Source organism: Bacillus cereus group sp. Sample62, assembly GCF_036851315.1.
Taxonomy (GTDB): domain Bacteria; phylum Bacillota; class Bacilli; order Bacillales; family Bacillaceae_G; genus Bacillus_A; species Bacillus_A wiedmannii.
On the sequence record NZ_JAFLPK010000002.1, the window covers coordinates 174,461 to 187,639 of the forward strand.

Below are 13,179 nucleotides of genomic sequence, written 5' to 3' on the forward strand. Positions count from 1 at the left end.
TGGGGGCGTACTAAAATATAAAGAACGATATCATATCATTGAATTACTAAAGAGAAAATATCCTGTTATATGGCTTACTAAATTTGCGGGTGTACATCGCTCAAGTTACTATAAGTGGGTTCATACAAAAAGTATGAACAACATGCGACTAGAATCCGATAAACGATTAAAAAAGGTAATTCAATCTATTCACGTAAAGCACAAAGAATATGGATATCCACGTATGAAAATCGCTTTAGAAGAAGAGGGATATTTTATAAATCACAAAAAGGTATATCGATTAATGAGTGAGCTTAACATTCAGTCTATTATTCGAAAGAAGCGTCGCTTCTTTAAAGGGAATTATTCTAATACTTTTCCAAATGTTTTAAACCGTGAATTCAAAGATCGCCAACAAAATGAAGCGCTTGTTACAGACATTACCTACCTACGATTTCAAGAGGGCTTCCGCTATCTTTCTGTTGTACAAGATATTTATAATAACGAAGTTGTTTCTTGGAAAATTTCCAAGCGTAATGATAATGAACTTGTATTAGATACAATTGAAATGTTGGCACAAAAAAGAGATGTGCGTGGAACCATTCTCCATTCAGATCAGGGGTTCCAGTACACATCTCATGCCTACAACAAACGACTTTTAGATTTAGGTATCATTGGCAGCCACTCTCGCAAAGGAAACTGCCATGATAATGCCTGTATCGAGTCATTTTTCTCCCATTTTAAATCGGAGATGTTGTATTTGAATCATTTTAAAACAGAAGCGGATTTAATACAAGCAATTGAAGAATATATTTACTTTTATAACTATAAACGTTTCCAAAAACGACTCAACCATCGAGCTCCGATAGAATATCGAATCTCGATGGCTGCTTAGTCTTTTTAATGCTGTCTACTTGACAGGGATAAGACCAGGGAAAATTATAGTCCATTGTATCTACAAGAAAAATATTCTAAAAGACGAAAAGATTATAAGATTGCTGCGGAATCATTTAAAAACGTAAGTGATAGTTTGTTATCAATTGATACAGATGATTTATTAGAAATAATGACCTATAAAGCTAAAAAATTCAAGATAAAGGATATCTCCAAGTTAGAAGTAATGCTTGAAGGTGTAAAGGAACATGGAGAAGCAGTAAAGCTTGTTCAAAATTATAAAGCGATAATTAGTGAAATGAAAAATAATATGGATATAAAGGTAGATTTATGGAAAGAAATTTTCAAAGAATATTTCTCTGAGAGCTTTATTGAAGAATGGCGACGTTTTTGTAAAAATCGAAATCATGTTGCACACAATAAATTATTAGATCTCAACGCATTTAATAAAATTAGCGAAAATATTAGTAATGTTGAAGGGTATTTGGATGGAGCTAAAAAAGAATTTGATAAGGAATTATCTGAAGAGGAAGAAACTGAAGTATTAGAATATATTGAGGAGGAAGAGTATAAAAAAGAATTGCATGAATTGTATATTATGGAACAAGAAGCAGGAGTTTCAATTTTAGATGCAAATATGATATTTGATAAATTCGAAGAAGTAACTAATCAATTTATAGAGGACATTGATGATACATATTATTTTAGAAATGATATAAAAATTGAAAAGAATAAAATGTCAATTGCAGAGTCAGAACAAGACATCCTGAAGATTTCTAGTAAGATTAATGATGATATTTTAGAAGTTAAGAGTAAATTAAATATCGAAGAGGTACAACAGGGGGAAAGTGAGGTATTACTGAAATTAATTATAAACGGGAAAATGATAGAAGAATGTAGCTTAAAATATATAAATGGAGGAGCAGAGTTTCAGAGCGATCTGGGATATTATCTCCCTACATCATATAATGAGTTTTCTCAAAAAGGATTCGAGGAATTTGTAGAACATATAAGTGAATTCATAGAAGACTATTTTCCTGATTTAAAAGAGGAAATGGAGATTGAGATGTATATTGCTGCAAAAGATGGGGGGAATAACCCAGTTGCTGATTTCTCCTGTGAAGAATGTGGAGAAGAATATGTATGTGTTAATGACGATATAGGAGAACAGGGTATGTGCTTAAATTGTGGAGCGAAACATGAAGTTTCTACGTGTGAAAGATGTGAAGTAACATATAATCAAAATATTGATGGTGAAGAATATCTATGTGAAAATTGTATGGAGCATTATTTAGGTGAATAGGGAATTTGATGATAAGTTCAAAAAAATGCTCTACAAATTAATAGGTGTAAATAATTTAAGGGGAATTTTGTTTCTTATAAAATTAATAATCAGTTCTAATTGGTATCAGCAGAAAATTTGTCAATATAAATACGAGAATAAATGTAATTTAAGAGATAGAGAAAAGGAAATAGAGATATCACCTTTAAATTTTTCGAAGTTGCTAACTGGTAAGATAAAAAGATTAAGTGAGGAAACACGTAATAAATTAGGTAAATGGATTGAAAGATAAAAGGTAGTTAATCTGTTGTAATGCGGGTACATAAATATATTAATATAATCGGGCTTAGTCAAAATAAAGGTTAGGCCCTTTTGATTTTAGTTAGTAATCGTATTAAATACTCCATATACACTTTTTACAAGTGCTTTCTAAGCCTTGAAACATTAAATGATTTTCTTTATCCTATTAAAAGGAAAGGGGGGGTATATGGATACAAAAACAGTATTAACAATTATTGGCTCATTTTTAGCAGCATCTACCGCACAATTAATAAGTCACATTCTTACCCTAAGAAGAGAAAAGAAAAACTATAAGAAAGCATGTTATCAAAACTTATATTCACCAATAATTTTTAAATTAACCGATTATATAAAATCTGAGTCATATTATGATGATTTTTATGAACTGAACACTACTTACCAAAAACCTTCTGATATTTTTCATGAAGTAATGCAACACATTGAAAAGAATCTAGTTTATACAAGTGTGGATATTATTAATATCTATCAAGTGTGGAAAAGAGATTACTCGCATCCTTCAAGTAAAGATGAATTACCTAGCAACGTGAAACTAGAGAATCAAATGGATTTAAACATTTCATTTGCTAATATTTTTTTTGCACAGTTTTTAAAGATTAACAAGTCGTTAAAGTTTAAGCACAAAATAGTTAATGAGGAACTAAGAGCGCCTTATTTTTTCACTCACTTTTTCTTATTAATTAAGGAATGTACAAGGCCTTATTCTGTAACATTCGAGGAAATATTTTCTATATATGATTTAATAGAAGCTATCTTATTACCAAATAACAATTATACAGAGAGAATTATTTCTATTAGGAATAATTTAGACAAAGTTCAATCTACAAATCTTTATAAAAATGATGATCGGGTTCATGAAGCGTATCTTTCTGCGTACGAACTCTTATATGAAATCGTAAATGAGATGGCAATCATTAGTGAAGAAAGAGCAACAGATTTTAAAGATTTTCTCGACTCTCAGATTCAAAAGTAGTTTCCTTAGATGAAAAGGTTAAGAGATTAGAAGAGCAAATTTATAATATAGAAAAAGAGGCCTTTAAAATGCCTCTTTTTCTATGTGTCGTCTAACATTACTTAGAAGATGTACTTCTTGCCAAAATGCTGAGAACTGATATGAAATACATTGGAAATAGCAGACTTTTCACCATTGAGAACCTAAATTCATTGCCCCCATTGATTTTTATAGTAAAATTTGTAAAAATGTGGGAAGTATTTTTCTTCTACGATTTCCCTTGGTACACCAAGAGCATTCATTAAAAATGTAATTATTTCTTCTTTTTCCTCCTTGTTTCTCTTATGGAAAAGTATTGCTTGAGAGAATCTTCTTTCAAGTGCTTTCAGTAACTGTATTGGTGTCAAGAGTTCAAGATCCTTTGTATGTTGAATAGCTTCTTCTTTATAATCAGAAGCCTTTCGTTCAGACGCTGCACCATGACTACGATTTGGGCGGGATTTAGCTAATATTAACCGTAAATAAATGCTTTCTGACTTCGCTTCTTCAACTTGTTTTTTACTAAACCAATGGTCAACATCAAACTTTTTGTCTTTTAGTTCTGTTGTTGATTGAAGTGTAATCTCCATTAATTTGATAAATTGGTCTTTATAATTATCATATGAACATAATGCCCATACTTCAGGAATTAGTAATGGACTACTAATATTATCAAAGTTAATTTTTGCAATTTTATTATCATTATAGTATTCCACACACGTTTGAAATTCCTTTGCGTATAATTCTAATTTTTCTCTAGTAGCAGCAACTGGAACGCCCCAACATAATTGATCTGTGGCTGATAAAAATACTCTTTCTCCTTTTGTATTCATTACTTTACCTGGGGGCTCAACTACTCTACTAAGAATATTTTTTGTTTGTAGTGCATAATACTCTTCTAATAACATATTTTTCACTCTCCTCATTCGGGATTATTCGACAATTTTTGGGTATACCCTTTATTTTAAGTTATATTTAGTAGTAAGTACGGATATGTAATAAAGTATTACGTTTAAAGCCCAATAGTTTTTTAAGATTGGAAGAACCAGATTTATAAATTAGAAAATATCTTGCTATCATTATATTTAATGTGTAATATATAGTTATAATGTTAGTTTAATTGATTCCGTTTATTCCCACACCTTTTTTTGTGTTGTGGTTGAGTTGTAGAAGCAAGTTGCGTCTTGTTTCAATTTTGAAAGGGCTTCTTTGAGCCGATTAGTGTATATAGCTTATTTTGCTATGCACATATTTAATCGACTTGAAGAAGCCCTTTTTGTGTTGTTTTCAAGTTTGCAGGCTGGGTTATGAATCATAACAAATTACAAAATAGAGGAGATATGAAAATGAAGAAAGATTGTAGACACTTACAACTAGTACCAACAGTAGAGGAACATAAAACACGAATGGAAAAAAATCAGAAATCATATGCTGCGTCAGCCATGTCATCTGAATTCAGAGCAAGAGTGAATCAAATGAGAGGATGTTTTGAAGCTGAAATTATATTACCAGATGGGAAATTTCAATACTTTAAACCAGATACTCTTAATGAAAAGGTGGCCATTCAAGAAATCGCTTTATACATTGAAGGCATACAGGAAGCAAAAGAAGGCTACGTAATCTTATGGCGCTTTGTCGGGCAACAAAGTTTTTACCATGGTACAAAGATCGTAGCTGAACCGAAGATTCGTACATTCCTACGTAAACTGAAAGACTATTTTTTTGATTACGAAGAAGTTGTATATGAACCTGAAAAATAAGAAGGATAGAGGGAAATGAAAATGAAAAAAGATAACACTTGGACAGAATTAGATGATCCAAAAGAGCAGGAAACAAGAAAGCAATCCCAAGAGCCGGATGATATTTTTGCTGGTATGGATGAGCTATCGGAGATTAAAGATGAAGAACTACCATTTTAAAAAAGTCGAGGTAGTTTATAGAGGGTAAAAGGAAGAACTAAGTGATGTATTTACTTGGATCTTCCTTTTTTTATTGTAAAAAAAGAACTTGGAGGGAACTATTATGCGGTGCGAGACGTTCTCGAGTAAGTAATGCGGGAGCATAGGCGACAACGAGGACTATTCTTAATTGTAGAAACATCGAAAACAATAAAGAGTAGGATAACTGTTCAGGCGAGTGAGAGGAATGAAGGAGTAACGCCCCGAAACTCTCCCAGTGAGATTCCCAACTGCATACACTCGGCAGAGTGAGATGTTGGAAGCAGGGTAAAACATGCGGTTACGGTTCGTAGTGTCTATATGGATAACCGAAAGCCAGCAGGAATAATAAACCGGCTGGAACTAACTAAGTACCGTATGCTGTCAACCGACAAGGTGAGAATGTGTAAACACTGACGAACTTGCGAATGTACACCTCGATAGGTTTACGGGTCAGAAATGATTCGGAGTCTGAAAATAAGACTTGTCTAATGGATTGGAAACATCGCATAGTGACCAATCCTAACGTTGTTACAGGCAACGGAGCTAGACACGGGGTAAAGCAAGCACCTAAATCGGAGATTGAAAGATCTTTAAAACAACGATAGTCTGAACGGAACGTCGAAAGCCACTAACGTTGGGTCTATGACTCTATCGGCGGATATAGTTGAATACGAAACGGGTAACCGAGGGAAGTATTCTTAATAGTGGTGAGAGTAGTGGCACGACCGTTGAAGATTCTGTAATGGAATTGGAGGAACAGCCACAAGCCTATTTGTAGGAACTGAAATTTCATCTAATCTTGCATGGATTCTGGTAAGACTCAAAAGGTCACCAAATCAATATGAGAGTAGGTGATAGACCATGAATGATAGAACTAAGTCCACGCCAAAGAATAAGAAACTAAGACACAACGAATACTACGGTATCCAAACTTTCTTAGATAACTTATACCAGAAGGCAACAAAGAAAAATTCTTTTTAAAATTTAATGCCTATCATTATATCAGATGAAAATATACTCCTCGCTACCATCATCAAGCCAAGTGTCCATACACTAATACACGCGACCAATATAGAAACCATAAACCAATTCCTCAATAAATTAAAACTCAACGAGGAACAGTTAGGCAAACTTAATAAATTGCGGAAATTAGTCAAAAATGAGGAAATCTGTATGTAATCACAAAATGAAGTGGATATGGAACATGAACAACTAGCGTTGTTTGCTTAGAGCTTATCATTATTAGATGAAAAGAAAACTACAATATAGGTGGACCGCGGTATGCCGTGAAAGTGGCACGTACCGTGCGGATCGGGGGAAAAGTTGGAGATAACCTCAAAGACTTACCTATCGACAATTTTAGGAAATGATTTAGCGGCGGGATTTTATCCAACACCACTAACAGAAGGGAATCATTTAATACAGTTATTACAAATGGAATCAGAGCGAGCTTATGCTTGCTTTGATCCATGTTGTGGAGAAGGTACAATTTTACGAAGTTTTGCGGATGCGGTGAAACAAGTTGGTATACAACTTGATACATATGGTGTGGAATTAGATGCAAATCGATATAACAAAGCAAAAGAGCAATTAGACGTAGTGATACGTTCTAGCTTTGAAAGTATGATGATTAGTCATGACTATTTTCCACTTATCTTTTTAAACCCACCGTATAATACAGAGCTTCGGACGGAAAAAAAGAAATCAGAGAAAATGGAATTTAACTTCTTAAAGCGTGCACACCATTATTTACAAGACGGTGGCATTATGGTGTATGTCATTCCATACGATCGTTTTGCTCGAGATGAAATTAGCTACTTTTTAGCTAAGAATTACGAGGAAATCGGATTAATGCGTTTTGGTGATGAAAATGAAGAATTTGAGCAATTTAAGCAATGTGTCTTTATTGGCCGTAAGCGTGCAGCTACGAAAAATGATACATATTTTAACGATCGATTCGCTAATTTTTGTGAGAACATGTCAGAACTTGATTTTGTTAGAGAACATGTAAATACATTAGCGCAAATGGTAAATCGTAAAAGTTGGGTTATACCTGAATTGCGACATCAAAACAAATTGATTTTCACATCTCGCGTGGATTATAAAGATGCTTATGAAGGTGTAGGCAAATCAGAGGGGATCTTAACATTAAAGAAACGATTAAATAGAGGAAATGGTTACTCACTTCAAGCTGAAAAAACAGCTGCAGAGAGAGCAAAAATGCCAATTGCTTCTGGACAATTAGGACTATTGCTGATAACAGGTGTGGCAGATGGATTGCTAGGTGAAGGTGATACACTCCATGCGGTTCGTGGTTCTGAAAATGTGTTTTTTGAAACTTCATTCGAGAAACTGGAAACAACAACGAAAGAAGTTGTATTACAAAAACGCCGCGCGAAATTTATCATCGCAACACCAACCGGTGAAGTCAAAGAACTTGTCTAGGAAAGGAAGAGAGATATGTCTGTACTGTTAGGGATAGGAGCACTATACATTGTATGGGAGTTTAGCAATCGTATATTTCGTATTGCTATTGTACTTACAGTCATTTGTTTATGTGCTTCTCAATTAGGTGCAGGTACATATCTGGAAGTATTAGAGCAATTCTCTGTGTTTCAAGGTGCAGGTGATATGCTACATGCGGCTGAACAATCATTACCAGAGTGGAAACAGTTTATAGATTTTTAACCAATAAATTGAATGAGTAGGACATGAAACGTATCGAATAAGATGCGTTTTTTATTTTAGGAGGGAAATTTATGTTACAAGAAATAATTAAACAAGATACATTTGACCAGGAACAAACACCAGCGATGTTGCAATTGGAGACAGGCACTGCTTCACATTCAGCTTTCTGCTTTGCTATGGCAGTTAATCATAACAACCAAATGCAATTTGCAGTGTTAGGTGCGAATGACAGTACATTAAAGTCATTCAGAGCAGCCATATCAATGGGGACTCGTCGTTTGTATTTTGGAGAGGGACAAAAAGAAGAATTACATTATGTATTAGGCAAAAAAATGAATGTAATCTCGACTGGACAATTTGAGTTTATAAATACACAAACAGTAAATAGAAAAAAGGCAATTATTACGTTTTCTAAAGAATTAGAAGAAAAGTATATTGTTGCAATTGATGAAGCACCAGAAATGCAAGTAAGAGATTTCTTAATGGCTCCTCCATACGGTCTCCCAATCTTAGAAGAATGGGCGAAGCCAATATACGAAGAGATGCTGACTAGAAAGTTATTACAACCATTAGATGTGTATTTTGATAAGAATGAATTTACTTCTCTATCTATTGCGCAGGTAGTGCTAAAAGAAGAGGATTGTAAAGAGTTTTTATCAGAAATGATACGCACTGGAAAATGTAAATTCCCACAAGATGGTACAGGTGAAAAAATCAATGAAATTAATGATTTAAATGAATATCTATTGGAGTATTCACCTGTCATGCTTGATAAGGTAACGAAATTAGATGAGCCTTTACATCAACCGATGAAAGAACAGGCATTATCTCATTTTGATACGTACCAAAGACCATTATTCCCTGTACAGGCACATGTAGCAACAGGTGCAGCAAAAGCGTTACAAGTACAAAAAGGAATCATTATACAGGGGGAAATGTCGAGCGGAAAAAGCGCAATCATGACAGCGACAGTAGATGGATATTTCCATTTAACCGGAAAAAAAGGGTATCGTACCTGCGTATTTGTTCCACCGACTCTTACTGAGAAGTGGGCAAAAGAAGAAATACGACACTTAATACCAGACGCAGACGTACATCTGATTAAACGTACGGAGGATTTAATTCGCATTCATCAATCTTGGATTCAGGCAGGAAGACCAAAACCAGAAAAACCAACCTTCTTTGTCATTAGTTTTACAACGATGCGAGGAGACTCAATTAAACAAATGCCATTACCTTATAAACAAATTGCACTTTCCAAGAAATCGAAGGAAGATGTGCAAAGATATTATAAGAATGGCTACTACTGTCCAGATTGTGGTGCTAAGTTACGTAAAAAAACGTCTTCTATTATGGTTCAACAAGCTAATGGTGATCAGAAAGAAGTCTGCCAGTATAAAGATTTCACAGGAAGTGACTTAGATTCAAAAACAAATAAAAACAGTGTATGTGCTGATTGTAATTCAAACATTTGGAGTCCAAAAGTAAAAACGAAATATGCGAGTTTTAAAGATTGGACCAAATATGAAAATAAATTAGTGCAAGCAATAAAAGAGGGAAATAAACCGTTGCAAAAGCAACTAGAGCTAGAGAATCGTGTCAAGCCATATGAAGCGAAACAATCAGGACGAGCATATCGAAAGGTAGCTACCGTTGAGTATATTCGTCGAAAAATGAAACACTTCTTTGATGCTTTAATTTGTGACGAAGTCCACGAATTAAAAAGTGAAACAGCGCAAGGAACTGCACTAGGAAGTTTAGCAAAGGTTTGTAAGAAAGTTGTAGCTGGAACAGGTACATTATTCGGTGGGCGCGCGAGCGACGTATTCTATACTTTATGGCGTTTATTCCCACAAAAGATGGTGAAAAGGGGCTTTGAATATAGTTCTTTAATGGAGTGGAATGAAACCTACGGAAACATAGAGAGAACGTATTATCATGACGGTGAAGTGGTATCCAACGTTGCTTCACGTGGTGCACAAGGGATGTTAGATAAAACAAAAGTTGTTCCTGGTATTTCACCATATGTGTTTACTCAATTCTTAATGGATACAACCATTAATGTACGCTTAAAAGATGTTTGGCCAAATCCTGTAGAGTTAATTAATGTACCTACGATTCTTGTCGAGATGTCGGAAGAACAAAAAAAGGCTTATGAGCATATGAAAGGGTCTTTTGAGAAGGCGATTGAAGGGGCGAAAGGTACACCAGATGTTGGGAAACTATGGCTCTCTTATATTCGTACAGGAAATTCGTATCCAGATAATATGAACCACTATCCAAACTATCACTTAGATAACGCGGAAAAAGAATTGGTTTGGTCCAACGAGGAATTCAGATTTGATGAGGATTGTATACAGCCGAAGGAGAAGAAGTTACAAGAAATATTGCAAACTGAAATCTCTGAAGGCCGTCCAACCATCATTTATGTATCTGATACAGGATCTACAGTGAAAGAACGAGACATTCAGCCTCGTTTACAGAAGGTTGCAGAGCAAGTACCTGGTGCAAAAGTATCTATTCTTCGCACGAATACAGTTGCTCCGCCAAAGCGCAGTGCATGGTTAAAAGAGCAAGTAAGTAGCGGTGTGAATGTAATCATCTGTTCACAAGAATTAGTTAAGGTAGGATTGGACTGTGCGACAAGAAGTTGCTAACAGATAGTGCTTCATAAGAAGTCATCTTAGTCGTTAGAGATGTTCCCGCCCAAAACTGCTTTTCGAGTAATCGAATTGTTGGGTTGCATGAGGGTTAAATGCTTAATGGAGGACTTTACACAGAAGCTCAACAGAGCTAGGGAAAGATTGAGAAGGTATAAGCGAAGCTGAACCTTTGTAGACTCCGTCACCGACAGCAGACGTACTGTGGTAGAAAAAGTCTGTAGAAGCGGATAGGAAAAGTTCTACGGTCGAGGGACTGTGCGACGACCCATAGATCCGCCGGAGGAAAGAAGGATGCCTAACCCAATCGTATCTATCGTTAGTGAAACTTGGTAAGCCCTATGTATTCCTCTCATTCGAGGTAGGAGAATCGTAAGAGACTTACAACATACAGAGGGTAAAGGATTGTGGAAAAAGCGAATGCCAACAGAACGAAAGTTCAGACGAAAGCTCATTTGTATAAGTCGTTGGATAGGGCAATACCCGAACTGAAAGGTTGCTGACTTCCACATGGTCTTCAACACGAAAGAAAGCGAAAAGAATAATCCTATAGAGAGGGAGATATGTTATGAAAACTAACGAGAGTGTTAAGTCGGCTGTTTCCCCACTAGTGGAGAATTGGCACTCAATTAATTGGGTGAAAATTCAACGCTATGTTAGGAAACTTCAACAACGAATCTATCGTGCCGAACAGTTAAACCAAACAAGGAAAGTAAGAAAACTTCAAAGATTACTTTTAAGAAGCAAGGCTAATCTACTTCTAAGTATTAGACGAGTCACTCAAGAGAATAAAGGTAAAAAGACAGCAGGTATAGACAGTTATATCTCTAACACGCCTCAAGAAAGAGTTGATTTATTCAACAAATTAAGCAGATATAGTGTTAGAAATATCAAGGTTAAACCAGCTAGAAGAACCTATATTCCTAAGAAGAACGGTAAACTTCGTCCACTAGGTATTCCAGTTATAGTTGACAGAGTATATCAAAATGTATTCAAAAACGCATTAGAGCCACAATGGGAAGCAAAATTTGAAATGACCTCTTATGGATTCAGACCTAAACGCAGTACGCATGATGCAATGAGTGATTTATTCACTAAATTAAGCAAAGGTAGTGCTAAGGGATGGATTTTTGAGGGGGATTTTGAAGGTTGCTTTGACAATTTGAATCATGATTACATTATGGGTTGTATTAATAACTTCCCTAATAAATCAATAATTCGAGACTGGCTCGAAAGTGGATATGTAGACAATGATGTATTCAATGAGACAACAAAAGGAACGCCACAAGGTGGAATTATCTCACCATTGTTAGCAAACGTGGCACTACATGGAATGGAGAAAGAAATCGGTGTTAGATACATCCATACAACACGACAAGGAGATACATTGTACTCAAATTCAGTCGGTGTTGTTAGATACGCTGATGACTTTGTAATTGTCTGTCCTACAGAAGAAGAAGCATATGGCATGTACGATAAGTTAGAACCATACCTGAACAAACGTGGATTAAATCTTGCGAAAGACAAAACAAGAGTAGTACACATTAGTAAAGGGTTTGACTTCTTAGGATTTAATTTCAGACAATATCCAACAAAAGACGGAATGCGCTTGTTCATTAAGCCTTCCAAAGATAGTGTCAAACGAGCTAAACAAAAGATTAAAGAAATATTCGAATGGGGTAAAGGTAGAGAAACGTCGGTCCTAATTGATAGATTAAATCGTGTCGTTAGAGGAATAACGAACTATTGGTCTCCTACGGTTGCCAAGAAGATCTTCAGAGATATAGATAGTTATATTCTGAAAAGAACGCTAATTTACTTGAAACATAGACATCATCGTAAATCAATTAAATGGATTAGAAAGATATATTTCAAACCCGACCATACTGGTGTGAGCAAGGACAAATGGATTCTTACGTGTCCACATGATAATACAAAACAACTCATGAAAATGAGTTGGGTAAAAATCGAAAGACATATTAAAATCAAACAATATAACAGTCCATTTGACGCTTCACTAAAAGAGTATTTCGAGCGACGAGATAAAAAAGAGTTCGATAAGGAGAACACTTTAGCGAAACAAAAACTTGCTAAAAAGTCTAAATACAAATGTAGGGTCTGCCATGAATCGCTTGTTGGAGACGAACCATTAGAAGCAAATCATATAATACCGAAAATTATAGGTGGTCGTGACACTTATGAGAACCTTGAGTTACTTCATAAGTCTTGTCATAAAACACATCATGCATTATTAGAGAGATATGGTAACGGTAAGCAATTACCAAAAGTTCAGTCTTACCTTAAAAGAAATAATGTGGATGTAAACAGTAAACAAGCGGTCAAATATATGATGGATGCATTTAAGAAGTTTGCATACTAATTGTCTTCGGATGAAAGAGGGCTTGAGCCGGATGTGCTGAAAGGTAC

Annotated in this window: 10 protein-coding genes; 9 read left to right on the forward strand and 1 reads right to left on the reverse strand. The window is 35.2% G+C overall.

Features of this window, described 5'->3' with window-relative positions:
* Window positions 1–37 precede the first annotated feature (37 nt).
* The 3 genes from J0835_RS27940 (at window position 38) to J0835_RS27950 (ending at window position 3,446) form a co-directional block, all read left to right on the forward strand.
* Window positions 38–874, forward strand: coding sequence for an IS3 family transposase (locus tag J0835_RS27940; RefSeq protein ID WP_230305710.1), 837 nt, complete (start codon window positions 38–40; stop codon window positions 872–874).
* 54 nt (window positions 875–928) lie between these two features.
* Window positions 929–2,176: a hypothetical protein gene (locus tag J0835_RS27945; RefSeq protein ID WP_002073827.1), complete on the forward strand. Its 1,248-nt coding sequence runs from the start codon at window positions 929–931 to the stop codon at window positions 2,174–2,176.
* Window positions 2,177–2,642: 466 nt separating this feature from the next.
* Entirely contained in the window at window positions 2,643–3,446 is an 804-nt protein-coding gene (locus J0835_RS27950) for a hypothetical protein (protein WP_000380116.1), read from the forward strand.
* Window positions 3,447–3,634: 188 nt separating this feature from the next.
* Here the strand turns inward: J0835_RS27950 and J0835_RS27955 are convergent, their stop codons facing one another.
* Window positions 3,635–4,372, reverse strand: a complete 738-nt coding sequence (locus J0835_RS27955) for a hypothetical protein (protein WP_000923475.1) — start codon at window positions 4,370–4,372, stop codon at window positions 3,635–3,637.
* 438 nt (window positions 4,373–4,810) lie between these two features.
* Here J0835_RS27955 and J0835_RS27960 point away from each other — a divergent pair, with 438 nt between their 5' ends.
* From J0835_RS27960 to ltrA, 6 genes are all read left to right on the forward strand, one after another.
* Window positions 4,811–5,224 carry a DUF6018 family natural product bioysynthesis protein gene (locus tag J0835_RS27960; protein ID WP_000710695.1) on the forward strand — a complete coding sequence of 138 codons (414 nt, stop codon included), beginning with the start codon at window positions 4,811–4,813 and terminating at the stop codon, window positions 5,222–5,224.
* Between the two features lie 21 nt (window positions 5,225–5,245).
* A complete protein-coding gene (locus tag J0835_RS27965) occupies window positions 5,246–5,383 on the forward strand; it encodes a hypothetical protein (protein ID WP_012614925.1) in 138 nt (45 codons plus the stop codon).
* Between the two features lie 1,344 nt (window positions 5,384–6,727).
* Window positions 6,728–7,849, forward strand: coding sequence for a DUF6094 domain-containing protein (locus J0835_RS27970; protein WP_000406896.1), 1,122 nt, complete (start codon window positions 6,728–6,730; stop codon window positions 7,847–7,849).
* Between the two features lie 15 nt (window positions 7,850–7,864).
* Complete coding sequence (locus J0835_RS27975; protein WP_000114819.1) at window positions 7,865–8,092, forward strand: hypothetical protein; 228 nt, start codon at window positions 7,865–7,867, stop codon at window positions 8,090–8,092.
* Window positions 8,093–8,163: 71 nt separating this feature from the next.
* Complete coding sequence (locus J0835_RS27980) at window positions 8,164–10,749, forward strand: hypothetical protein (protein ID WP_000938771.1); 2,586 nt, start codon at window positions 8,164–8,166, stop codon at window positions 10,747–10,749.
* Window positions 10,750–11,320: 571 nt separating this feature from the next.
* Window positions 11,321–13,132, forward strand: coding sequence for a group II intron reverse transcriptase/maturase (gene ltrA / locus J0835_RS27985; protein WP_046648629.1), 1,812 nt, complete (start codon window positions 11,321–11,323; stop codon window positions 13,130–13,132).
* Window positions 13,133–13,179 lie beyond the last annotated feature (47 nt).

Excerpts from the sequence above, each read along its gene's own strand:
- J0835_RS27965 (WP_012614925.1), top strand. The coding sequence starts at position 5,246 with ATGAAAAAAGATAACACTTGGACAGAATTAGATGATCCAAAAGAGCAG.
- ltrA (WP_046648629.1), top strand. The coding sequence starts at position 11,321 with ATGAAAACTAACGAGAGTGTTAAGTCGGCTGTTTCCCCACTAGTGGAG.
- J0835_RS27980 (WP_000938771.1), top strand. The coding sequence starts at position 8,164 with ATGTTACAAGAAATAATTAAACAAGATACATTTGACCAGGAACAAACA.
- J0835_RS27950 (WP_000380116.1), top strand. The coding sequence starts at position 2,643 with ATGGATACAAAAACAGTATTAACAATTATTGGCTCATTTTTAGCAGCA.
- J0835_RS27960 (WP_000710695.1), top strand. The coding sequence starts at position 4,811 with ATGAAGAAAGATTGTAGACACTTACAACTAGTACCAACAGTAGAGGAA.
- J0835_RS27975 (WP_000114819.1), top strand. The coding sequence starts at position 7,865 with ATGTCTGTACTGTTAGGGATAGGAGCACTATACATTGTATGGGAGTTT.
- J0835_RS27955 (WP_000923475.1), bottom strand. The coding sequence starts at position 4,372 with ATGTTATTAGAAGAGTATTATGCACTACAAACAAAAAATATTCTTAGT.